This window comes from Aneurinibacillus migulanus (assembly GCF_001274715.1).
GTDB lineage: Bacteria > Bacillota > Bacilli > Aneurinibacillales > Aneurinibacillaceae > Aneurinibacillus > Aneurinibacillus migulanus.
Genome location: NZ_LGUG01000004.1, coordinates 4,295,035 through 4,319,021 on the forward strand (window position 1 = coordinate 4,295,035; position 23,987 = coordinate 4,319,021).

The window sequence follows — 23,987 nt, forward strand, 5'->3', positions numbered from 1 at the left end:
GATCTCCACAGGACTCATGGTGGTATACCCTCCCATGTCTCTTAGGATCATATGTCCCTACTTTCCTTCGTTCAACCTGTCCATGAGGTGGAGGCCAGAGATGCTCCTTTTCAGGGTCAATGCCCGCATGGAAAAAATAATTCCGGCTTCTCCGTGCTTCGTTTTTTCTCGAGATATCAGATAAGAATCAACACATAAAAAATAGACAATAGAATCATTTACTCAACGAGATGTTGTACTCGATTACATAAAGGTGTATCTTTCATCATCTTTTCCATGTCATAAGCGACTTGTTTACGTGCCAGCACAAATATAATCCGAAGCAGACGGCAACACAGGGCAACTAATGACTGTTGCTTGCAAAGTGGATTCTGTTGTCGGGTCGTATAATACATGTGCAGCGCCTTAAAAACTGAGTTTTTAGCGACCAACGGTCGAATCACTTTATACAAAAGCGCACGCAGCTTTGGCCTCCCTCGCTTGGAAATCCGGGTTTTTCCTCGATGTTTGCCTGAACGATTTTCTTTCAGGTTCAGGCCAGCCAGCTTTTGAATCTGACGAGGATGCTGATACCGAGATAAGTCTCCCACCTCTGCGAAAAAGCCCGCTAATGTGGCGATTCCCATGCCAGGAATGGTGAGAATGTATTCAACACCGGGAATGTTTGTAAGCACGTCTTCAATTTCCTTCATCACTTGTTCAAGTTGTTGCTGCTTTAACTCATACGTTGCAAGCAATGTTTGCAGTTCAAGTCGAGCCATGTTTATCCCTTCACATAATCCTACTGAATGCTTCGCCTGTTCTACTAACTCCATGGCACGCTTCGGGCGTAACCCTCTTTTGATCTTTTTCTGCCATGTAGTCAGAATCTGGGTCGCACCTGCCTCGATAATGTCTTGAGGCAGTGGAAAGTGATTCAATGTCTCAAGAGCCGCCTTGCCTTCCCAACTTGTGAATACCTGTAAGAACTCAGGAAAATAACGATCCAGCCAGTTATGCACTTTCGCCTGGATGCGCTGAATCTCGCAAGAGATGTGGTCTCGTATTTTTACAGCCTCCCGTAACTCAGCATAGTCACCGATCGGAAGATAAGGTACAGAGTACCTTCCATCTTTGACGAGTTGCGCAATCACGCGTGCATCCTTCGGATCGTTCTTCGTTGGTGAATTGTCATCCAACTCTTTCGACTTTTTCACATGCATCGGGTTTACAACAACAACAGAAACCTGGCGGTTTCGTAAGAAAGCAGCCAACGTCATCCAGTAGTGTCCGGTAGGTTCCATTCCAACAAACACTTTTGTTTTTTGATATTCCGCTTTCAGGCTTTCTATCCAGCGACAAAAAGCTTGGAATCCCTGGCGTGTACTTCTGAAGGAAAAAGCTTTCCCATACATCAGTCCTCGGTCATCCTGCGCTCGTGCCACATGGTTGTGCTTTGCGATGTCTACACCTACAATCAAAGTGGAGTCTGTAATTTGAGAAATGCGTTGATTTTGGCTATCATTCATAGTGAGTACCTCCTCTGTTATTTCGGGGTCGTGGCCAACGACACCCTGTATGTTAACAGGAGGTACTTTTTTTATCCAATCGCATTTTCATTTATTACAGGAATGCTCCTTATGCAATTATTCTACCCCATTATTACTTATAATTGCTCAACTTGCCCGTTAGTGACACAACGAACTGAATACTGTATCATAATAAATTACCCTAAATTGACGTCAGAGAGATGCCAATGAAGTTTTGCTTTTATTGGAAATAATAGAGCAACTACCTTGTCACTACCCCTATAAGCAAATTCGAAGAAGGAACGTTTTTCTGATAAATCTTTCACTTTTCAGAAAAAATCTATTTAATCGTATTGAAATTCCTATTAACGTAACAGTATTGCTTAATTTCTTCTATTTATGTTATTATCATTATCGATAATGATAATAACATAGGAGGTTGTACATTTGAAAAACAAAGCAGATATACTGCTGCATCCCGTTCGAATGCGTATTGTGCAAGCATTATTAGAAGAGAAAATGACGGTGTATCAATTAATTAACAAACTCGGCGATGTGCCACAAGCAACGATGTATCGCCAACTAAGTACCTTGACTGACGCAGACCTTGTCAAAGCCAGTGAGGAAAGGCAGGTAAAAGGCACAACCGAAAAGATTTACAGTGTGATCGAAGATAATCTCCAACTCTCTAGGCAGGAGTTTTCCGTTTATTCCCAAGATGAACACCTTCGATTTTTTATGACCTATCATGCCCATCTTTTAGGGGAAATGCAACGATATTTGTTAAATCGTGATGCTGAAAACTATAAGGACGACGGGTTTAGTTATGGGATAACCTCCCTACATTTATCTGAAGAAGAAAAGAATGATTTTTTTCATCGTTACTACGCTTTAATGAAGGAGTTTGCTAGCAAGAAACCTTCCACTGACAGACAATCAATCTCCTTAGCAACAATATTTATCCCAAGTTCTGACTAGATAGTTTGAACTTTATAAAGAATCAGTGTTGGTGATTTAAGTACCACTTTCATTTTCGTACTCCTTTATTACTTTGTTAATGATAATACAGGTTACGTACAAAAAGGTATAATAATTTATAAATTTGGAGGTTTTTGATATGAATGAAACGATTAAATTTGGCCAAAAACAGGATATTGGCGGTATCAAAATGTATTATGAACATTTTGGAGTAGAAAACGAAAATCCTACAATCGTATTTGAATCTGGATATGGTTGCCCATCAAGTTACTGGCAATCTATTAAAGATGAAGTTTCTAAATTTGCAAAGATATTTGTTTATGATAGAGCAGGTATTGGTGAAAGTGAAAAGGACGGGAGACCTCAGGATAGCAAGCAATCTGTTCAAAATCTTCATACCTTACTTCAAAAAGCAAATGTTAAACCACCTTATTTGTTGGTAGGACATTCATTTGGAGGGGCAAATGTTAGATTATATGCCCACACATATCCTGAGGAAGTAGCAGCAGTCATTCTTTTAGATTCTTCTCATGAGGATCAAAACAAAATTATGGCACCTTTATTTAGTGAAGAAGTCAAAGCAGGTTACTTCGGTCAGTTTTCCGCTGAAGGCAGCGAGGGTCCTTTGAATGAGTTTGAAGATAGTTTAGAGCAGGTTCGCAATTGTAAGTCATTAGGAAATATTCCTCTTGTTGTTGTTAGCGCAGGTTTATTATCTTATCATACACCTGAATCTTTTGCTGCTTGGCAGTTATTCCAAAGGGATCTTACACGCTTATCTACAAACAGTAAACAAATTATTATTGAAGATGCTGGTCATGCACTTCACATTGATCGGCCCCAGAATGTTGTTGATATTATTAAGAATACACTAGAAGAAGTTAAAGAATAGGATAACTACTTGGGGTAAAGGTAATATTGAACACGACTTCTGCTATTTTAATGAACCGAGCCACTTCCTCGGAGGTAGGGATATATCATTTTTATCCCGAGTGGCAAACGTATGCTACCTTTACCCCTGTAATATGGGATAGTATTGTAGCTTTGAAATAAAGTTTGATCATTCTAGGGTATGTTTTGTTGAACATTAGCACTCTATAGTTTAAATGAATATTACCACGAGAACCCCTAATAAATATATTCCGGCAGTATGATCAAAAGCTATTTATAAAGAAAAAGCAACAATTCGAATGTTGCTTTTTCCAATTTATCTTATTCAGAATTTTGTACGCTAGGAGAACTTCAACCTAAAAAAGTCGAATTCCTTACTATGCTAAGGATCCGACTTTTTTAAAAGAGAGTTCTTAACAGTTATAAAAATTGACTAGTGTCCATCCTAGTGGAACTTTTTCCCTTAACCTGCTTTAACGTCGCTACTATAAGAAAGCTAACAATCACTAATAAGAGCCATGAACTCATCTTTCCTAGATGAACGAGACTCCATGCATCGATTTGGTTTGGATATTTCCAAGCTCCAAAGAACGTTGCGATATTTTCGGCTATCCATATAAAAAATCCGATGAGCACAAAAGAAAGTGCGAGTGGCATACGGTAACGAGTTCCATCAACCTCGTATGTGACCCATGATTGCCAAAAGACGATAATTACAAGTCCAGATAACCACCAACGAACGTCAATCCAATAATGGTGGGTGAAAAAATTCAAATAAATCGCAGATGCAAGAGGTACAACTACCAAAAACGGTGGCCACTTAACCAGTTCAACCTTTAACCTCCTCCACGCCTGGCAAAGATAACTCGCTACACTTGCGTACATGAATCCACTATACAAAGGCACTCCAAAAATTTTGAAATATCCTTCCTCTGGATAAGACCAGGAGCCCATATGTACCTTGAAAAGTTCAAGAGCAAGTCCAATAAGGTGGAACAATGTGATAACCTTTAGCTCATCCTGTGTTTCAAGCCCAGAACGCACCATCCACCACTGCATCAAAAGGCAGATGATGAGCAGCCAGTCATACCGTGGTAGGAAGGGAAGTGGCATGATTTGTGTAAAAGCCAAAGAGGCAAAAATAACGACAGGAAACAAACATGATAGGGCCTGCTCCCAACCAAAACGAACGAGTTGTTTTAGTGCTCTCATGATTTGTGCCTCCAAAGGTTTTTTCTGAATATATGTAAGTCCTGCTTAGTATAGTAGCTAAATAGATTTAGGGTTATGTCCATAGGTTCACCGTCAAATAGCTTTCTTTTCCTTTCAATGTTAAATATACCTACTTTATTAATCTTGGGTGTCTTCATCACTTCGGTATTCTAAAATATCTCCGGGTTGACATTCTAAAGCCTTACAAATTGCCTCTAAAGTGGATAATCGAATCGCTTTTGCCTTTCCATTTTTCAATATAGAAAGATTCGCCATCGTGATTCCAACCTTCTCCGAAAGTTCTGTTACGCTCATTTTCCTTTTCGCCAGCATCACATCAATATTGATTATTATTGCCATGTTATTCACCTCAGACCGTTAAATCATTTTCTGATTTTATATTAATAGCTTCTTGTAAAAGTCTTTGGAGAACAGCAGCAAAGACTGCAATCACCATTGAAGCAAAAATAATGACCAATCCGATTAATATGATACCCGGGGCGTCGTCTATCTCCGCTATGAGATAAAAGAGTGGCATGCCTACCACATACAAGATACTGATTGTGATTGCACAGTATTTTATATTTTTTAAAGATCTTACAGATAATTCCGAGAAAGCTTCGTTCTTATCAATATAGCTTAAAAGTTTAAAAGCTTGATACAGAGCAAAGTAAAAAGGTATCGCCGCTGCATACAAATCGATTAAAAGGAGATATTTCATATAAGCAAAATCTGGATACAATTCTGCTGCATAATTCGCTATCCCAGGCACTAAAAATATGCACAAAGCAAGAACTGGAATTCCAATAAGAATAACAGCTATCTTTAAAAATAGTGTTGAACCTCGTTTCATAAAAAGCACCTCACTTATTTATTGTCAATATGATATTAACATGAATTTTATCGTTTCACAATAAAACCTTATCGATTTAAGTCATATTATTATTGTTATATAATTATCCTCTTAATTTTAGACAAAATAAAAAGCATTCCTCATTACAAGGAAATGCTCTATAACTTTAAACATTCAATTTATAACTTGTGCAACTAACCTGCCCCCATTAGTGCAATAAAAAATGGAAATTCTCCTTTAGTAAAATAAGATATTTCGGTTCATCTTTTTTACAAACAGTTAAACTTTCTTCAAAACGATACGACTTTTTATAAACAGCGCAACTTTATTTTAAACCAACACCAATCTTGACCATCGTTTCTCCACTCCGTGATGTAAAAGTTTCAAAACAATCATCTGTTATTTTTTGGTAATTTGAAAACGGCATTATTAGGGATTTTACAGTATTTCACAATCGTTACTTACACTTTTCACGTTTTTTCGGTGAAACATATAATGTATTATTCGGTTTATTGCAATATATTTTTTACTTTTTGTAAAAAATATATTACTATTAAGTTAATATAACTATATAATAGAAGAGAGGAATGACATGCTTGAAAATAATATAGCGGTAGGAAGAGCTGAAAAAAGATGGACGCAACAACAATTAGCAGATGCGGTTGGTGTCAGTCGACAAACTATAGTAGCTTTAGAAAAAAATAAATATAACCCTTCTTTGATTTTAGCTTTCAAAATTGCTAATTCACTTGAGAAAGAGATAACTGATGTATTTAAATATGAGGAGGGTGAATAATGGTTAATATTACTACGATTGTAATTTGTGTGTTAGTAGTATTGGTGTTTATTGCAGAAATTTACAAAATTACATTTGAACGTCGGATGGAGTCACAAGATGAGAGAGGTCAAATGTTCATCTTGAAAATTAAATCATTATCTTATACTGTTCTAACGGTTGGTATATTAGCTGGAGTAGCATTAGTAGCAATATTTAAGTTAATAGATAAGGAATATTTTATTTATTATGTAATGCTTGTGTTTTTTATTCAAAGTATAGCATCATCCATTTATTTGGCTATTGTTCGGAAAGTATAAAAACTGTTCACTATATAAATTACACTTGATATTTTGACAGGGTAGCGTGGTTGGAAGGAGGCGATTCAGAAAAAGAAGAGGTTGGATGCGCCCTGCGCTCCAGCAGAAGAAAGACAAACGTGTCTTTTTCCAACCGCTCCCGCCCACCGCCCTTCCTTCTTTTCTTCCCTCTCACCACAAGAATTTGTCGATGTATCAAATCAGATGTATATATAAATAAGAAATTAATTATGAATCTCTTATTTATCCCTAATTCTTTTAATCACAAACATAAAGAATACAAAAAGGAATACAAATATAATTATTTTCATTCATATTCACCTCAAAAGAAGGGGTTATAAGTTTTTCTTTGAAAAGATTCGGATTGATATAATCATTGAGATTAAGCCAATTAAAATAGATATAACAAAAGGCATCCAAACTTTTACTGTTTGAGGTAGTGATAAGCTAAAATTGATATTAAAATTAGTAGATTGATACCATTCAATAATAGCAGGTAGTATAAATGGAGTTAAAAAGATTAAAATAAAAAAGATATACTTGGTTTTTTCATAACCAAATTTAGTTTGAATAGGAATTAGTATTCCGAAAAAAACAGAAATGATCAAAAGGGCTATTCCTACACTATAAGTATTTAATCTTGCCAAACCTATAGATGAACCAATTGCTGTTGCAAGGTTATATAAAAGAAAGCACCCAATAAAAATCACAAGCACATATAGGTATTTTGCTTTAATGACACCATTTCGAGTATATGGGGTTGTACAAAGAAGTGCGGATCCTCCGTATTTATCCTCTTGCATCGAAACCATATTAAACAAAATATATTCCATAAATAAAACAGTAATAAGAAAGCTTGCAAAGCTACCGTTACTAAATCTTAATTTTGAATAGAAAAAGATAGGTGCTACAACTGCAAAAATAAGCATAACCAATAGATATTTTTTTGCCAGAATCAAATCTTTTTTGACAAGATGAAATAACATTTTTATCTCTCCTTTACATAGGCTAACATTACACTTTCAATAGATGGCCTTTCTATTAGACAATCGTTCATTTGTTCATATACTACGTCTAGTTTATCGGTAATTCCTTCAAAACCAACTGCTGTTTGACGTAAACTTAAAAATAATTTGCTTGTGTGTTTATTAATTAAACGATTATCCCCTTTCACCAAAGCGTGTCTATCTAATAGTTCATCTTTACTCTCGTTGAGTACAATTCTGCCTTTGTCAATTAATATAAGCATGTCTGCTACTTTATCTAAATCAGAAGTAATATGAGTAGAAAAGAATACACTCTTCCCCTCTTCTTCCATAAAATCTAAAAGTATTTCCATTAACTCATTGCGAATTAATGGATCAAGCCCACTTGTTGGTTCGTCCATTATTAATAAATCAGCATGGTGAGAAAGAGCTAATGCAAGGGCAAATTTCATTCGCATACCTTTCGATAAGGCTGCGATTTTCTGATTTAGTTTCAAATGAAATCGATTGATGTAGTTTAAAAAAACAGATTCATCCCAATTCGTATATGCAGGGGCAATAACACTCTTCATTTCTTTTAATGTCATCTCTTCATAAAAATAACCTTCATCTAAAACTACCCCAATACGATTCTTTACTATGTATTCATTTTTTTCTATCTCTTTTCCAAAAACACTAATGCTACCATTGTCTTTGGGATAGAGTCCAAGTATTGTTTTTATAGTTGTTGTTTTCCCGGAGCCATTAATCCCAATGAAACCCGTTATACAACCTTCTTTTATTGAAAAATCCACTTTATCTAAACTGAAATTATCTAACTCTTTCTTTAAGTTATTAACTTCTAAAACTGCTTTCATCATTCATCATCCTCTGCAAAAATTATATCCATCATTAAGTAAAGTTCTTCTTTGTTTATTCCTAGAGTTTTAGACATTTGCCATACCTCTGAGAGTTTTTTTTCTATCATATGCCGTTTAGATTCCGATAACATTTCTAAGTTTTCTGATGCTACAAAGGAACCTTTTCCAACGGTAGTTACAATAAAGCCTTCTTTTTCTAACTCGTCATATACTCTTTTTGTTGTAAGAACACTAACATGTAAATCATTTGCTAATGAACGAATGGAAGGAAGTTTTTCACCTTCTTTTAATTCCTGTCGAAGAATTCCACCCTTAATTTGATCCTTTATTTGTTGATATAAAGGTTGTTCGGAACTATTTTTAATAATTATTTTCATGAAAAAACCTCTTTTATTTAACTGTATATGTTATCAATACACACTATATACATAATATACAATTATTTCGTCTTAATTTCAATTCACTATTTGTTTAATATCAAGAAAAAGTAAATGTATTACTCAATTATTATAAAGAGCTTATTTACGGATCGATTTGTTTTTATACTCCACCATCCCACTTTAGTTTAATAAAGGAAGTACTATAAACAGACGTTTAAGGTACTTGTGCTTTCTCAATAAATAATCATAAATTCCCAAAATCAAAGAACTTTTCAAGTAAGGTAACAACCATTTTGGAAGGTGCCTGCCCCTATAAATTAAATTTTTCTCTTGAATACTTAGCATACAAAATATCGGATACATCCATATAAAAAAGTTGACTAAATCAATCATTTTCTGTATGATTCAATATAATTGATAAAGTCAACTATTCTGAGAAAGGGGATAATTCCTAATATGAAAAACAATATAAATTCATGCACATGTGAATTCAGAAAATTTAATCGTTTTTATACTAATGTTCTCGGTTTTCTTAATGAACATATATATGACAGCCCTTTTTCGTTAACAGAAACTCGTATTTTGTTTGAAATTTATAATACAGACAATTGTACAGCAAAGATGTTGCAAGAGAGTTTAGGTTTAGATCGCGGATATGTTAGTAGAATTATAAAACGATTTGAAAAAGAAAATATAATCTATAAACAGAAATGCGAGGAAGATGGCCGTAATCATTTTGTCTATTTAACGACATCAGGAATAAGCATTTATAAAAAGCTAGAGGAAAAAGCAAATCATCAAGTTGAGTATATTTTGAAAGATATAGACGATAAAAATCAAAAAGAACTTATAGACTCAATGAAAACCATTGAATGTATTTTGTCTCAACACCTTCACCACAAAGAATCAGTAGTTTCCATAAGGGATTATTATCTCTCCGAAGATATAAAGATTATCATTGAAAAACAAAGGGCATTTTTTGCAGATACATACGGTTGGGATGAAACCTTCTTAGACTACCTTTATGAGACCTTCGATGCAGAAATTGAAAAAATCTGGATAGCTGAAAGCGGTGGGAAATTTGTAGGTTGCATTGGACTAGTAAAACATAATGAAAAAACAGTCCAGCTTCGGTGGTTCCTTGTAGAGTCAGCATTTCGTAAAGAAGGGATCGGTACTCAGTTGCTTCAGACCCTAGTTGATTATTGTAAAGAAAAAAAATATGAACGTATATTCCTTTGGACTGTAAGTAGTATGTCTACAGCTCGCCCACTATATAAAAAATTTGGATTTGAAATTACTGAGGTTAAGAAAGAAAAGTTATTGTGGGGACAAAATCTTACCGAAGAATGTTGGGATTTAAAATTATAAAGGGAAACGGATGCGTTTATAGTTTAGGAGGATTTATGAAGGTAAAACTACACTATGCTTGGGTTATTTTATTTATCACGTTTTTATCTCTTTTGGCTGTTCAAGGCGTTCGTCTTTCTTTTGGGGCTTTTGTTGAACCTTGGGAAAAGGATTTTTCAATGGACAGAGGAACAGTATCGCTTATTTCCACACTAAGCTTTATTGTTTATGGACTTTCTCAACCAATAATAGGAAAGCTTGTTGATAAATTTGGTGCTCGCTTGATTCTTTCTGCCAGTACTTTTTTAGTGGCAATTAGTATTTTATTAACTGCTTTTGTCCATCATCCATGGCAGTTGTTTATTCTATATGGCATATTTGTATCGATTGGGGTTGGTGGAGCGTCAAACGTAGCTGCAACAGTTGTCGTCACGAATTGGTTTAATGAAAAAAGAGGACTTGCTTTAGGGATTGTGGAAGCAGGATTTGGAGCTGGACAAATGCTGCTTGTACCCGGATCTTTATTATTAATTCAATGGATTGATTGGAAATGGACCGTTGTGATCTTGGGAAGCTTTTTAATGATTATTGTGTTTCCTATTGTACTGTTATTCTTACGGAACCATCCTAATGAAAAAGGAATGCTGCCTATTGGAGGGAATAATAAAGAAGAAAGTACAATTGAACAGCAAGGTACAAACACAAACTTTTCAATTTGGGAAGTTTTTCGTAAGCGACAATTTTGGTTCTTAATTTTACCATTTGGCATTTGTGGTTTTACCACTACAGGCTTAATGGATACACACCTTATTCCATTTGCCCAGTTGTGTGGGGTTCCAACGAGTGTGACCAGTGCGGCAGTAAGTATATTAGCTGGTTTTAATATTGTAGGCATATTAATTTCCGGTGTGCTAGCAGATCGTTGGAGCAGTCGAAAAATGCTTTTCTTTTTATACATTACACGTGCATTATCGCTGATTATTCTATTATACAACTACAATCCTACTCTATTAATTATTTTTGCTATACTATTTGGTTTGGTTGATTTTGCAACCGTTGCTCCTACACAATTACTGGCAACACAATATTTTAAACAGTATTCAGTTGGTTTTATCATTGGCTGGTTATTCCTTAGTCACCAAATAGGGTCAGCACTAGGAGCCTATGTACCAGGCTTACTGTATAGCAACATTGGTAACTATAATCTTTCCTTTTATTTCTCAATTATCATTTTGGTGGGAGCAGCAATTTTTAATCTTTTACTTCCTGAACCTAATAAAATAAAAAAAGATTTGGAAGCTGAGTCTCAATCAATTTCATACAATTAACAAAAAACAAGGTTCGCTCAGTCATGTTCCTGGCACTTCTCTAAAAATTAACAATTGTTTACATAGGAAAGAATTTTGAGTCACCCTACCTATATAAATTACACTTGATATTTTGACAGGGGAATGTGGTTGCAAGGAGGAGATTCAGAAAAAAGAAGAGGTTGGATGTGCCCTGCGATCCGGCAGAAGAAAGCCATATAGTCTTGTTTTGTATGCTTTCCGCATTTTGTTGGCGGGGGCCCCTCATCAACCTCGAATATAATCTTCTTAGTAGATAATTGTTTTAGTCGGTCATTGTACAGTTGTATAATTTCACACCTGTTGATTATCCATAAGATGGAAGAAAGAAGGTGCACGTGTAGACGTGTTCCCTCGTCTTTTTCCCGCAAGGAGAGAACACAGCCGCTTTGTGGCGCAAAGGCCGGACCGGCAATCTGGGTGTTTCGGAGCGGGAGAGGAACCGACGCCCGTTTAGGGCTCGTTGTGGTAACCATACACTCTGGATGATACTGGATAATCAACACCCTTGGTATAATTTAGTTAACTTGATGGGCATGTAGCGGAACCCCTTTAGTCAATTTTATCTTCAGTGAAAATAGTTATTTTGTGAAACACTTATTTAAATACTTCGGGATAAAAGAACTTCGCAAGCTTTTCTAAGGCGATCGGAATACGTACTCCCTCAAAGGTATAATCGAGCGGCATGACTACAATGCGCTTATTTTTAATCGCATCTACATCAGCTAAAGCAGGTTTGTTAAAAAGAACTTGTTTCTTTTGCTCAACTGTCGTATCCCCATAGTCCATAATTACAATCACTTCCGGATTCCGTTGTACAACTTCTTCCCAAGTAACTGTTGTCCAATTTTTCTCAATATCATCAAATATATTTTTACCACCTGCCATCTTAATCAATTCGGTCAAAATTGTCTGAGTAGCTGTAAATGGTACACCTTCTCCACTATCATACACAAACACACGGAGTGGGTCTTCTACTGTACCAATCCGTCTCTCAATCCTCTGCCTTACATCGTTAATTGAATTGTTAAGTGATTCAATAAGCTTTTCCGATCTGTCTTCTACTTTAAAGATATGCCCGATTTTGCGAATATCCTGATATACATCTTCAAGCGTGGGACCTACAATGTTTGATGACTGATGCGAATAAGCTTTTATCCCTAATTCGTTTAGTTGGTCCACTGTACCTATACGATCTTCCTGAAAGGTGCTGTCCCAACCCGAGTAGACAAAATCAGGATTTACAGCCAAGAATGCTTCTTTGGAAGGGTATAAACCTCGAGAAAGAACAGGAATTTTGGAATACACCTCTCTATATTTGGGTAAAATATCATCAGGATTTGCAGCCGTACCGACCATGTATTCTTCTAATCCAAGTTCTAGCATAATTTCTGCTGGATGTATATCAAACGTTACAACCCTTTTAGGCATCTCATTAAACTGAATAGTTCGATCCTTAGTTTTTATTGTTACCGATTCATAGCCTTTTAACATTTCCGCTTCGTTTTTCTGCTCCCCTGATAATATTTCTTTTTCACTTGATTGACCACAGGCCGTTAGTGCCACCATCATCAAAAAACATAACCAAACGATAGCTAAACAATAGGTCTTTTTCATTTTCCTCCTCCATTTTTCCTTATCATAAAATTGAAAGGTCATATGACCGCTAACTTAATAAATCACATACAAAAAAGCCCTTCCAGAATAAGAAGGGCTTGATATACACGTTACTAGAGACACAACTCAATTATAACAATATCTAAGCATAGTCATCTTCCGCCCTTTCAAACACCTCCCCGGAGATTTGAAAATAGAAATTCAGGCAGGTCTCCTGACTCATGCTTCACCCTACTTTGACCCTTCCCACATAATTACTACTCTATCGAGCGCCAATTATGCAGTGGTCTATATGTCATTTCGTCCACATTTACAGTTGCGGGGGCAGTCTTGGATTTTCACCAAGTTCCCTATTAAGCCTATTAAAATAGACACCTGAATAGCTATGTATATAATTTTTAAAAGTGGGTTTATAGAAACCACTTAACAATAACATTACAATTTTGTACTGGCTTTGACAATAACAAGAAAAATATATACCTCCAAATAAATATAGAATCACCTTCGATGAAAATAGCTATTTTACAAAATGCTTACTATAAAAAAACCTTTGAATAATCGTATTCAAAGGGTAAGGTAGTACAACGTTATTGCAAATCCAAATTCAACTATCGCTTTGCTAAGTCAGTTTTTCATGGCATATAAATGCTTCACCAATTCTCGATTCTTCTCCCTGAAAATTTCATTATGTGAAGAGACTTTTCCCGTCTCACTTGATTCTGGCATAATAAATTGCTTCGCTTTATTCACGGCATTTGCCGCGTCCTGGAACGCTCCTGCAATTAAATGAAGCTTTCCTTCATGATTTAAAATATCCCCTGCCGCATAGAGGCCAGGCACAGATGTTTCACTCATCGGGCTACCTGCAACGCCAAATCCCTCTGCCATTTCGATATTCAAATTACTATTTGACGTCAATTCATTATCGCGTTCATAGCCATGATTAATGATTACTTCATCGACAGATAACCGAATCGTCTTTCCATTCTCACTGCTAATCAACTCTACTTCTTCAATGCTTTCATGGTCACTTCCAGCAATAAGTTTTTGAATCGATGTATTCAATAAACATTCAACGGAACTGTTAAAAAGACGGGAAATTTCTGCTTCATGTCCTTTTAACATATCTTTTCGATACGTTAAGTACACTTTTTTCGCAATCGGTTCCAATTCATTCGCCCAATCAACAGCGGCATTACCACCACCCGAAATAAGAACGGTCTTCCCTTTAAAGCGTTCCAATGACTTTACTGTGTAATGTAAATTAGTAATCTCAAAGCGTTCTGCACCTTCAATTTCCAACTTCATTGGCTTTAAAATACCTCCGCCAATAGCCAAAATGACTGTCTTTGAAAAATGCTTTTGGTGTGAAGCAGTCTGTACAATAAAAAGCCCTTCTTCATTTTTGTCAATCGATGTTACTTTCTCACCTAAAACCACTTCAGGTTCGAATGTTAGTCCTTGTTGAACCATTTGATTAATTAACTGCTCTCCCGGAACTGGTGTCAGCCCCCCTACATCCCAGATCATCTTCTCCGGATAAACATGCACTTTCCCGCCTAAAAAAGGTTGAAATTCAATAATTTTTGTTTTCATTTCCCTCAAACCGCTATAGAAAGCAGAAAAAAGTCCTGCTGGGCCACCACCAATAATCGTTACATCATACAATTGTTCTAAATTCACCATGCATCCCTCTTTTCATATAATAAATTCAATACAATTTACATTTTCAAACGCTATTACTATGTTTTGGACTTTGTAAGAAAATATAAGAAATACGGTGAGCCAATGACAGAAACGACAATAATCCACCAACCAATTGTGTCATTTCAGTTCCCTCAGCACTGCATCTTCACTGATGGACATGAAAAGATAATCCAGTTTGATTCTAACGAAATATTCCAAACTATATACATCTGATTTGATAAATCGACAAATTCTTGTGGTGAGAGATAAGAAAAGAAGGAAGGGCGGCGGGCGGGAGCGGGCGGAAAAAGACACGTCCGCCTTTTTTCTGCCGGGGCGCAGGGCATATCCACCCTCTTCTTTCTCCATCTCTCCTACTTCCAACCACGCTACCATGTCAAAATATTAACCATAACTTATATAAATGAATACATATGTATAACCGTAAGGTGAATAAGTCGAATTGTTTCTGCTTGTAACGGCATGGACTCATATTTTCTTCACGACAAGATCAATTCCATATTCCTTAGCAAGGAGCGCACCTTCAGCAAATGCGAACAGATCCAGTATATACGCATGCTTGCTCTTCACTACGCCAACCGTATTCTAAATAGTGCTTTTACTTTTTATTTCTCTATGTCATCCACAATATCAATTGATATTGATTATCAATAACAATTGATATTGTACCAAATTTAAGGAGGTGTCACAATCAATTCTTTTCTGAAATTAAGGTGAATTATTTTTGATTACTTGATATTGTAACTTTAAGATATAAAGTTTAAGCAAAATAAGGCTATTAAACCTTTATAAACGAGCAAAAGAAAAGAGCATGTTTGTTCAAAACATCCTTTTACAATAGTTGGAATCCTATCACGTCGCCCTTAAGATAAAATTCTCCAGTACTCCCAAAACAAAAAACACTATCCTTTCTACCGTGTTTTATAGAAAGTAATAGCTGATAATTTCACTTTATGATATGAAATTATCTTGGCTTGATGCGCCCTGCGATCCGGCAGAAGAAAGGCCAAATTGTATACTAAAACCTTTAAATTTATGAATTCCTGTTCCAAACTTTACGAGGTCTTTTTCTCTAAGTTCTTTGACAGCGTTTTTTACTTCTTGCAAAATGAATGGTTCAAGACCTAAAGTATTATGCGAACCATAAATCTTTTTAATATTGCTGATTCCTGATATTCTTTCCAAGGAATTTATTAAATCAACAGGGTTAGTTGAGGGATAAAAGGCATATATAGGGGTTTCATCATAAAGCAAATCTCCAGTAAATAAATATCCGTTTGTCTCGTCGTAAATACATATGTGGCCTGGAGAATGCCCTGGGGTATGAAGTATAATTAATTTTCTGTTCCCCAAGTCAAACACATCACCATCTTGCAATAACCCAGTCGGGTCTCCTTGATAAGGATTGTAAATCTCGGGATCAAATGTTTCTGGAGTAGGTTTTGTTATATCTCTGGCAATATCTTTTCTTATTTGTTCAATCGTTAATCCCTTGATACCATTAATTAACCAATCTGCATCACCTTCATGAACATAAATTTCTTCAAATTGCCCGTGATTTCCAATATGATCCACATGGACATGAGTTGTCAGAACAAAAATCGGTAAATCGGTTAATTGATCGGTTATTCTTTTAATATTATCAATTCCAAGACCCGTATCAATTAGAGCAGCTTTCTCCTCACCTATTAGTAAAAACGAATGTACTTTTTCCCAATGTCCATATTCACTTATTGCGTATGTGTTTCTGTCAATTTCCTGTGTTGTAAATCATGCATCCTTTAGAATAAACAATGCTTTTAGTGCTATCCTATCCTGTTAGCTTAACAAGAACACAGTTTAGGCGGACGGTATGTTAAATAAAAAACCGTCCAATTAATTAGACGGTTGCATAAAATTATTCGATAGACAGACTCATCAGAATTTGCTTTCCAATTGGTCCAATTTTTCTTTCTCCTGTATCATTAAATCCCACTTTTTTATATAAAGCTTGAGCATGAAAATTCTTTTCATTTACAACTAAAACTATTTCATTATAAGAAGGGAAAAATTCTTTCACGAAATGTGGTAATGCGAGCATTCCTTTCTTTGCAAATCCTTTCCCTTGGTACTTATGGTCGACGGTTAAAGCAGTCAAAAGCAACGCATTTGGATTGCTTGAGTAATTTTTAACCTTATCTGTTGTATGTAAAAGGAAGAACCCAACTGCTTGTCCATTGTTAGTTATGACAATGCGATACTGCCCATCTGTTGTATTTAAAATATCTTTTGGAAGTGCAGAAAATTGAATTTGCTCTTTAGGAAGATCAAAATTCTCTAATTCATTTAAAAATTTATCTTCAAAATGTTCTAACTTAACTATACTTACATTTCCCAAACAATCCCCTCCCTTAATTTTTTAATATTATCTATTTTATCATATCACAAAAAGGGAACGTATGTACCGTATTTTATTTTGGCATGTTTTTATGTACAGTTTTCACTAACTGTAGCTTATTAAACTATAGAGGGCGTTAGGCTACAGAAAGTCTGGTTCCTTAACGTATCCAGGTCAGTTAACGAGCGGGGTGCTATGATTACATTCCTAAATTCCAAACCGATTCACATGTAAGAATGAAAATTTAAGTTGTTTAATGTTTTTTTATGAAAAGCATCCGTATAGGGATCTTTAGCTTGTTCTTCATTATTTTGTACAAAGCTGGCTTCAGTACTGCTAGATGTATGGTCCTGAATAGCTAGTACGGAGCTGGAAATTCCAAGAGCAAGTAAAGCTAATCCAGGAATTGGAATCCAGTTTTCCTTTTACTCATTGTTATTCTCCTTTCCTATATAAATTACACTTGATATTTTGACAGGATAGCGTGGTTGGAAGTAGGCGATTCGGAAAAAAGAAGAGATTGGATGCGCCCTGCGATCCGACAAAGAAAGGCCAACGTGTTTTTTTCCGACCGCTCCCGCCCACCGCCCTTCCTTCTTTTCTTACCTCCCACCATAAACATTTGTCGATTTATCAAATCAGATGTATATAAAAAACATCTCACCTCTTATAAAGGAAGGACAATATCAATCCGGTATCCTTCTTCCCGCCTAGCATGCACAGAGAGAGTCCCACCTACCTCTTCAATCCGCTCACGCATAGTAGAAAGGCCAAATCCAAATATTGGTTGCTCACTACCATGTCCGTTATCTTGAAGCACAAAAAGCAAGATTTCGTCTTCCTGACACAAAAAAAATGTAAAACTCGTACTTTTCCCATGACGAATTCCGTTTGTTAATCCTTCCTGTAATGCATGATATAACGCCTTCTTTTGTAAAGCAGTCAATTCAGGCAGCGGAGAAATTTGATAATTTATGGTCACGCCCGTATGCTTTTCTGTTTCTTGTAGTAATTGAATAAGACTCGGGCCAAAAGGATAATCAATCTCTTCGCTCCGCAACGTTTTGACGGATCGACGAATTTCATCCAATCCTTTACGTATAAGTTGTTGAGCAAGTTCTAGCTTCTCTAATACAAGTGACGGATTTTTCGTTAGTAGTCGTTTACCTGCCTCAAGCTGAATGATTGTCGTTGTTAATGAATGCCCTACAATATCATGAATTTCACCGGCAATTCGATTTCTCTCTTTGAGCACCGATTTTTCAGCCAATGCTTCAGCATTTTTCCAGTGCACTTGTTCGAGTTCTCTCGTGCGTTCCTTTATTTTACATTCTAACTTCTCGTTGAATTGGCTTAGCTCCGTATTCAGCCGTTCCAGTTCTCTGGCATGGTCTTTTATTTCTTGCATCGCCCTGCGTAGCGAAAGAAGCGTATAAACCCGAGCCAAAAGCTCCCTCTTGTCGAAAGGCTTAGCAAGGTAGTCATTAGCCCCAACCTCAAAGGCGGCCATAATATCTTCGGGTTGATTCTTGGCTGTCAAAATTAGAATCGGAAGTTCTGTAAGCGAATGGTGCTGTCGTAGTAGGCGGCATATTTCATATCCTGAGAGTTTTGGCATCATAATATCCAGAATCACCAAATCGAAGCCGCCCCGTTCCTCAAATACCTGAATGGCCTCTTCCCCATCCTTCCTGGTACTCACTTTATATCCTGCTAGTACAAGATGATTAATCAGCACCTGTAGGTTTACCGGCTCATCATCCACAATCAGAATATTCCCTCGTACATTTTCCGTTGCAGTCGTATAAGGAATAACTTCCTGTGTTACTGTTGTCGCTATTTCCTCATAGTAAACTTTTGTAGAAGGAATCAATACTTCCTGTTCTGCCTTTTCAGCCAATGGTAAGGTAAAAATAAATTCCGCCCCATCACCAGGCCTAGAAGTTGTCTTAATGATGCCACCATGCATCTCTATTAGTTCCTTTGTAATGCTTAATCCTAATCCGTTTCCTCCAAAACGGCGGCGTATTTCCGAGTCTCCCTGCTCGAATTCCTTAAAAATAGTCTCTAATTTTTCTTCTGGTATGCCTATGCCTGTATCCCGCACAAAAATTTTTGCGTATACTCCTTCTACTTCTGCTGCTACTTCAATGCTGCCTGACTCTGTAAACTTGACCGCATTTCCAACAAGATTATGTAAAATTTGCTGAATCCGATTCTCGTCTCCGTATACAGGAGGGAACGAGTCATGTATGTGACTTCGAAAATCCAGCGGCTTATCCTGTGCAAGATACCTTGAAAATTCCAATACTGCTCTTGTTACATCCTGTATACGAATCGGCTTACGATACAAAACCATTACATGATTTTTTAATTGTGAGACATCAAGCATGTCATTCACGAGCTTTGAAAGTCTGCTTGCACTTGTACTAATCATAGATAAATTTTTTCGCATTTGTTCCGAAATCGGCCCAGCCGCCCCATCGAGCAATGAATCAGTAATACCAATCATTCCATTGAGCGGTGTCCGTAATTCATGCGAAGTGGTCGTCAAAAATTCGTCCTTGAGCTCATCGAGTCTACGCAGGCTTTCAAGCGTTACCTGTTGATTTCTTTTTGCTTCGGCCTCTGCCTGCTCTTTTTCCTTACGTATCAGATTAATCTTATCAGCTAGAGCAAACGATAGTAAAAGTGCTTCCACCAATGAACCAAACTGAAAGGCATATCTGGTCCAATCGGCACCGACAAAATAACCTATATCAGCCATGGCAGATAATGAGGAACAAATTAAAAACGATAGCCAGGCCATTAAATAATAGCGGGCCGGCTTGTATCCTTTTAGCCAGCATAATACCCCGGCACTAATAACAATAATAGTCACAGCTCCTGTAGCTCCCATTACAAACCGAAGTGCAATCTTATAACTGAATGGGAGGATAAATAAGGTCATTATTCCAGCGAGTGTTGAGCCGATCAGTAGTCGATTTATTCTTGGAGCATACATCTGTATATTCAAAAAATTTCGTGCAGATAAAGTACCCCAAATAATACTACAAGCCATAAAAAATACGATAGCTATATTATTCCACCAAGAAAAGTTTGTCCATATATACTCATAACCAATACCGTTATAAGCCAATTGCATAAACAGAGAAGAAAAAACAAATAAAACATAATAAAGATACTCCCTCATACGAAGGAAAAAGAATAAAAACAAATTGTATATAGCGATTGCAAGTAAAATACCTGAGGCCATTCCTATGATAAAAAATTCTGATTGATTTGCCTTTGCGAACGCCTGTGGTTTCCATAATAAAAGCGGAAATTGCATGGCCCCTTCCGTTTCGATACGCAGATAGAGCGTTTCATTTTTCATTTGTTCAGGATGAACTACAAAAACGACGTTTCGATGCTTAATATCTCTATCCTGCAACGGAAGAATATCGCCAGCTGTCTTAGCCGTAAAAATTCCGACGGGAGTAGGTGTATAAAGTGTGATGCGGTCTATGTGAGGGGCATTAATTTCTAGCCACCATTCATGGTCTACAGAACGGTTGTTCATATGAATGCGAACCCAATAAGCAGACGAAACATATCCGAAGTTCGGGTACGTTTGACGGTTAGGAGAAAATTTAGCAGAAAATGCCTCAGAACTTATCTGGGTAATAGTCCACATTTTTTCTTTATCCTCAAGAATATCGATATACGGTGCCAATTCATACCGTTCTTTAGTAGAATCAAGTGTAACGATTCTTTCTGCTTTGGCAAACAAAGGAAAGGAAAAAAGAAAAAACAGGAAAAATATAATCATATACATTGCTTTTCTCATTGTTTCAACTCCTTTCCCCCCTATGGATCTATCTTCATTTTATCCTTTTTACTTGTTTTTCCCTTCCTACTTTTACTCAATAATCCCATTGTTTTTTATATTCTGTATAACGACTTAATGAACAAAAAATAAAAATGGAGCCGCCCTGTTTGGACGGCCTACCTAATTTGTCGATTAATATATTACTATTTTAATGATAGTCACCTACCCGTACTATCGTTATAGTAGTAGATTCTTGAAGCAATACAAAGACATAAGGACCATTTATAAAATCCTACATAATCCCTTTAAATTACCACTAAGTTTATGTGGCTTTCTTCCAGGGTTATACGGTTGCTGATTTGCCCAGTTCCATACATCAGCTGCTACATCATCAACTTGTTATTCTGTTAAAACTAAAACCCTTCTGCTAACTTTAACAAAAGGGGAACCTCCTGCACGTCTATAAAAGTCGTTGGGCAGTCGGATTATTTGCCCGTGCTGCTATCAATTCTTTATTAACTTGATTCGTGGATTTAATTGTCCATGTGTTCACGCTACCCTGTCAAAATATCAAGTGTAATTTATATAGCTGTGATTGAATAGACACCTGGATCAAACTTGAGTTCTGCAAACTTAGTCATTTGTACTATGTCTAGCACTTCTCCCTCTGTAAATGTTCCAAATGAAATGTAATGCTTCGTAAATGTTAAACCCAGGCTGGGTTGGGCTTGTACTGCGAATGTGCCGTTTCCAGACATCCCTATCCCTACAGAAGCTTGTTTAAGGGGAATATTTGCATCTGGTATAATTACTTACATAAACCGTATTGTTCTGTGTTAAGTCAGCGTTTAGCACTTCACTTGCGATGAATTGAACACCAGGGACAAGTTCGCCTGTTTCAGCCCAAACAAAACTGTAATCAATATTTCATTTAAAAACGGCCCTTGTGTTAGGATGCGTTGTTTTTGTAAACCATGCGAGAGACTGTACATTCGCAACCCCAATATTCTTTTTAAAATACACATACATCTCCAAGGTTTGTTGAATTGTTTACAAAAACTACTGAATATTGTTGGCTCACGTTATTACCCCCTTTTTGTAACTAATTAGAATTATATGGTAACAAATAATCATAAAATAGTGACCGCCGTCATAAATTTAGTCATGGTACCATCATATTATTAGTGTGCCTAAGTTTAGTAGATTTCTTACACCGGAACCCCTGATTAATACTATAAATCGTTTGGGAATCTTGACATTATTGAATCAGCGTTCCCCGGTAGTAGAAAAAGAATAGCAAAATCATTAAATTAATAATTTTGCTATCAAAAGTGCTACGAATGCAAAAGGAGCTTGCAAAATGAACCCTAAAAATAAAAACAAAAGAAATCTTCTTGTTGTCAATAAATTCTCATTTAATAAGTGTTTCAGTGTAAAAAATGAATATGGATATATGACTAAAATAGATGTAATAATACCTGGAACATAGCATTGGAATAAAATAAATTGTAAAAGGTGCCCGATACCATTTGCTAAAAATATGCCAGGGACTAAAAATGAAAAGAAAGTGTAGGCTTCCATGCCTAAAAACCGCCTTTTCTTTGAGGCTTTATAACATCCTAATAAAGTTAAAATCCATAAAAGAAAAAATGCAAAAGTAAACTGTAAGGTCGTGATACTAATAGGTAGCACATTCGAATGTTTAACAAGAAACTTTTCTACAGTCAAAATTTCTTCAATATCATGAATTAAATAAAGGGGTGGGAACAACCAAATTAATTTATTTAATTTTGAAATTTTATATAATGGGATGTACATTTTCTATCACCTTATTACTCAAAATATAGATTATAAAGTCAAGAATATAAGTAGAAGTTCTATATATATCTTACTTTATAAATTTACATATTCTTGTGATAGGAGGTAAGAAAAAAAGAAAGGGCGGTGGGCGGGAGTGGTCGAAAAAAGACACGCTGGCCTTTCTTCTGCCGGATCGCAGGGCGCATCCACCCTCTTTTTTTTCCGAATCTCCTCCTTCCAACCACACTCCCCTGTCAAACTATCAAGTGTAATTTATATAGTATCATTCTCATTGGAATATCCCCCTCCCTTATACTTTGATTTTCGTTCTATGATAAGCCTGATTATAGTACTTTGTCTAAATCTAGCATCTTATCAAAAAAAGCCATCACCGCCCATATTGTTTAGGCAGTGATGGCTTTTTACATATTAATAAGATTTGTGACTTCCAATACTCTTTTGATAAGTGAAGTAGCTTTTACTTATATCATGTTACTTTTCAAATTCAATAATTGCTTGTTGAACTCCATCTGGGCTCATACAAGATACAGCTAACCTACTCTTCATTATGGCGATAAATAAAACCTTCTTATTTATTGGTAATGACATACATCACTTTGCAGACATTCCCACTGCTACCAACGGCTTGAACAGAAACAGACGGGGAAGAAGTGGTGGCTGCAAAAGCATTGGATCCTACATAAGGATCATCAAAATAGAGTTTGATTTCACCGTCAGGTACTGTGTAAAAGATCGAGCCTTCAGCACCTGTCGCAAAACCATCGGAGTCAGCCCGGAAGTTTAGGTTCCCACCTTCAGGAACATTGGTAGGTGTCAAAATCCATTCTCCATGATTAAGATAGGTTTTACTCTCCAATTGTAATTCAAAGCTCGAAACGTTAATAACAGTAATGTGTACTTCACGTGCTGACATAAATTAATCACTCCTTATGGATTTATTTATTACACAGGTATAATATATTCAATAAAAGTAAAAATAATACATTTATTTTAAAATTTCACATTAAATGCAACAATCGTATCTATACAAAACATATACAGAAATTGAGTAGATTATTTCTGTATATCGTTTTTGTTTCTTAAAAATTTTATTAAAGAAATATAATTACAATGTCGATATCTTTTGACGTCGTTTTATATGCTCAGGTCGTTATCCCTGCCGAATGTGAAGTATACAGATAGTTTTGTGAAGCTT

At 36.2% G+C, this 23,987-nt stretch carries 25 protein-coding genes and 1 riboswitch; of the genes, 9 read left to right on the forward strand and 16 right to left on the reverse strand.

What is annotated here, in order from left to right:
- Nucleotides 1–218: 218 nt before the first annotated feature.
- On the reverse strand, nt 219–1,508 hold the full coding sequence (locus AF333_RS22400; RefSeq protein ID WP_053432767.1) for an IS110 family RNA-guided transposase: 1,290 nt from the start codon (nt 1,506–1,508) through the stop codon (nt 219–221).
- 447 nt (nt 1,509–1,955) lie between these two features.
- Between AF333_RS22400 and AF333_RS22405 the strand changes: the two genes are divergently transcribed.
- Entirely contained in the window at nt 1,956–2,486 is a 531-nt protein-coding gene (locus AF333_RS22405; RefSeq protein ID WP_052812420.1) for a helix-turn-helix domain-containing protein, read from the forward strand.
- A gap of 139 nt (nt 2,487–2,625) precedes the next feature.
- Complete coding sequence (locus tag AF333_RS22410) at nt 2,626–3,378, forward strand: alpha/beta fold hydrolase (RefSeq protein ID WP_043069042.1); 753 nt, start codon at nt 2,626–2,628, stop codon at nt 3,376–3,378.
- A gap of 419 nt (nt 3,379–3,797) precedes the next feature.
- Here the strand turns inward: AF333_RS22410 and AF333_RS22415 are convergent, their stop codons facing one another.
- The 3 genes from AF333_RS22415 to AF333_RS22425 form a co-directional block, all read right to left on the reverse strand.
- Nucleotides 3,798–4,589 carry a DUF817 domain-containing protein gene (locus AF333_RS22415; RefSeq protein WP_043069043.1) on the reverse strand — a complete coding sequence of 264 codons (792 nt, stop codon included), beginning with the start codon at nt 4,587–4,589 and terminating at the stop codon, nt 3,798–3,800.
- 138 nt (nt 4,590–4,727) lie between these two features.
- Nucleotides 4,728–4,949, reverse strand: a complete 222-nt coding sequence (locus AF333_RS22420) for a helix-turn-helix domain-containing protein (protein ID WP_003181209.1) — start codon at nt 4,947–4,949, stop codon at nt 4,728–4,730.
- A 10-nt stretch (nt 4,950–4,959) separates the two neighbouring features.
- Nucleotides 4,960–5,442, reverse strand: coding sequence for a DUF2975 domain-containing protein (locus AF333_RS22425; protein ID WP_043069044.1), 483 nt, complete (start codon nt 5,440–5,442; stop codon nt 4,960–4,962).
- A gap of 592 nt (nt 5,443–6,034) precedes the next feature.
- On the opposite strand from AF333_RS22425, the gene AF333_RS22430 reads away from it, so the two are divergent.
- Both AF333_RS22430 and AF333_RS22435 read left to right on the forward strand, forming a co-directional pair.
- Nucleotides 6,035–6,238 (forward strand): helix-turn-helix transcriptional regulator, encoded by a 204-nt coding sequence (locus AF333_RS22430; protein WP_043069045.1) that lies wholly within the window; start codon nt 6,035–6,037, stop codon nt 6,236–6,238.
- The gene (locus AF333_RS22435; RefSeq protein ID WP_043069046.1) at nt 6,238–6,537 is read left to right on the forward strand and encodes a hypothetical protein; all 300 of its coding nucleotides are present in this window, start codon (nt 6,238–6,240) and stop codon (nt 6,535–6,537) included. The genes AF333_RS22430 and AF333_RS22435 overlap by 1 nt, the downstream gene beginning before the upstream one ends.
- 19 nt (nt 6,538–6,556) lie before the next feature.
- Here AF333_RS22435 and AF333_RS36160 read toward each other — a convergent pair whose 3' ends face one another.
- The 4 genes from AF333_RS36160 to AF333_RS22450 form a co-directional block, all read right to left on the reverse strand.
- Nucleotides 6,557–6,736 carry a hypothetical protein gene (locus tag AF333_RS36160; protein WP_235496857.1) on the reverse strand — a complete coding sequence of 60 codons (180 nt, stop codon included), beginning with the start codon at nt 6,734–6,736 and terminating at the stop codon, nt 6,557–6,559.
- 136 nt (nt 6,737–6,872) lie between these two features.
- Nucleotides 6,873–7,523: an ABC-2 transporter permease gene (locus tag AF333_RS22440; protein ID WP_043069047.1), complete on the reverse strand. Its 651-nt coding sequence runs from the start codon at nt 7,521–7,523 to the stop codon at nt 6,873–6,875.
- Nucleotides 7,524–7,525: 2 nt separating this feature from the next.
- Entirely contained in the window at nt 7,526–8,380 is an 855-nt protein-coding gene (locus AF333_RS22445) for an ABC transporter ATP-binding protein (protein ID WP_043069048.1), read from the reverse strand.
- On the reverse strand, nt 8,380–8,760 hold the full coding sequence (locus AF333_RS22450; RefSeq protein ID WP_043069049.1) for a GntR family transcriptional regulator: 381 nt from the start codon (nt 8,758–8,760) through the stop codon (nt 8,380–8,382). Before AF333_RS22450 ends, AF333_RS22445 begins: the two co-directional genes overlap by 1 nt.
- Before the next feature lie 459 nt (nt 8,761–9,219).
- On the opposite strand from AF333_RS22450, the gene AF333_RS22455 reads away from it, so the two are divergent.
- The 3 genes from AF333_RS22455 (at nt 9,220) to AF333_RS36165 (ending at nt 12,001) form a co-directional block, all read left to right on the forward strand.
- Nucleotides 9,220–10,134 (forward strand): bifunctional helix-turn-helix transcriptional regulator/GNAT family N-acetyltransferase, encoded by a 915-nt coding sequence (locus AF333_RS22455; RefSeq protein ID WP_043069050.1) that lies wholly within the window; start codon nt 9,220–9,222, stop codon nt 10,132–10,134.
- A 35-nt stretch (nt 10,135–10,169) separates the two neighbouring features.
- On the forward strand, nt 10,170–11,441 hold the full coding sequence (locus AF333_RS22460; RefSeq protein ID WP_043069051.1) for an MFS transporter: 1,272 nt from the start codon (nt 10,170–10,172) through the stop codon (nt 11,439–11,441).
- 407 nt (nt 11,442–11,848) lie between these two features.
- Nucleotides 11,849–12,001: a hypothetical protein gene (locus AF333_RS36165; protein ID WP_235496859.1), complete on the forward strand. Its 153-nt coding sequence runs from the start codon at nt 11,849–11,851 to the stop codon at nt 11,999–12,001.
- A gap of 55 nt (nt 12,002–12,056) precedes the next feature.
- Here the strand turns inward: AF333_RS36165 and AF333_RS22465 are convergent, their stop codons facing one another.
- The gene (locus tag AF333_RS22465) at nt 12,057–13,076 is read right to left on the reverse strand and encodes an ABC transporter substrate-binding protein (protein WP_043069052.1); all 1,020 of its coding nucleotides are present in this window, start codon (nt 13,074–13,076) and stop codon (nt 12,057–12,059) included.
- Nucleotides 13,077–13,263: 187 nt separating this feature from the next.
- Nucleotides 13,264–13,470: riboswitch (cobalamin riboswitch) on the reverse strand.
- Between the two features lie 230 nt (nt 13,471–13,700).
- Complete coding sequence (locus AF333_RS22470) at nt 13,701–14,759, reverse strand: NAD(P)/FAD-dependent oxidoreductase (RefSeq protein ID WP_043069096.1); 1,059 nt, start codon at nt 14,757–14,759, stop codon at nt 13,701–13,703.
- A gap of 238 nt (nt 14,760–14,997) precedes the next feature.
- On the opposite strand from AF333_RS22470, the gene AF333_RS36170 reads away from it, so the two are divergent.
- Nucleotides 14,998–15,171, forward strand: a complete 174-nt coding sequence (locus tag AF333_RS36170) for a hypothetical protein (RefSeq protein WP_235496863.1) — start codon at nt 14,998–15,000, stop codon at nt 15,169–15,171.
- Between the two features lie 563 nt (nt 15,172–15,734).
- On the opposite strand, the gene AF333_RS22480 is transcribed toward AF333_RS36170, so the two are convergent.
- The 5 genes from AF333_RS22480 to AF333_RS22495 all read right to left on the reverse strand — a co-directional run bounded on the left by AF333_RS22480 (nt 15,735) and on the right by AF333_RS22495 (nt 22,789).
- The gene (locus tag AF333_RS22480; protein WP_139189076.1) at nt 15,735–16,538 is read right to left on the reverse strand and encodes an MBL fold metallo-hydrolase; all 804 of its coding nucleotides are present in this window, start codon (nt 16,536–16,538) and stop codon (nt 15,735–15,737) included.
- A gap of 142 nt (nt 16,539–16,680) precedes the next feature.
- Nucleotides 16,681–17,145: a GNAT family N-acetyltransferase gene (locus AF333_RS22485; protein WP_407638691.1), complete on the reverse strand. Its 465-nt coding sequence runs from the start codon at nt 17,143–17,145 to the stop codon at nt 16,681–16,683.
- 472 nt (nt 17,146–17,617) lie between these two features.
- A complete protein-coding gene (locus AF333_RS36175) occupies nt 17,618–17,797 on the reverse strand; it encodes a hypothetical protein (protein ID WP_235496874.1) in 180 nt (59 codons plus the stop codon).
- A gap of 30 nt (nt 17,798–17,827) precedes the next feature.
- Nucleotides 17,828–20,989, reverse strand: coding sequence for a 7TM diverse intracellular signaling domain-containing protein (locus tag AF333_RS22490; protein ID WP_043069056.1), 3,162 nt, complete (start codon nt 20,987–20,989; stop codon nt 17,828–17,830).
- 1,287 nt (nt 20,990–22,276) lie between these two features.
- On the reverse strand, nt 22,277–22,789 hold the full coding sequence (locus tag AF333_RS22495) for an HXXEE domain-containing protein (protein ID WP_043069057.1): 513 nt from the start codon (nt 22,787–22,789) through the stop codon (nt 22,277–22,279).
- 95 nt (nt 22,790–22,884) lie between these two features.
- On the opposite strand from AF333_RS22495, the gene AF333_RS36180 reads away from it, so the two are divergent.
- On the forward strand, nt 22,885–23,043 hold the full coding sequence (locus tag AF333_RS36180) for a hypothetical protein (protein WP_235496877.1): 159 nt from the start codon (nt 22,885–22,887) through the stop codon (nt 23,041–23,043).
- A gap of 317 nt (nt 23,044–23,360) precedes the next feature.
- Here AF333_RS36180 and AF333_RS22500 read toward each other — a convergent pair whose 3' ends face one another.
- Nucleotides 23,361–23,705 carry an aegerolysin family protein gene (locus tag AF333_RS22500; RefSeq protein ID WP_052520572.1) on the reverse strand — a complete coding sequence of 115 codons (345 nt, stop codon included), beginning with the start codon at nt 23,703–23,705 and terminating at the stop codon, nt 23,361–23,363.
- Between the last annotated feature and the right edge of the window lie 282 nt (nt 23,706–23,987).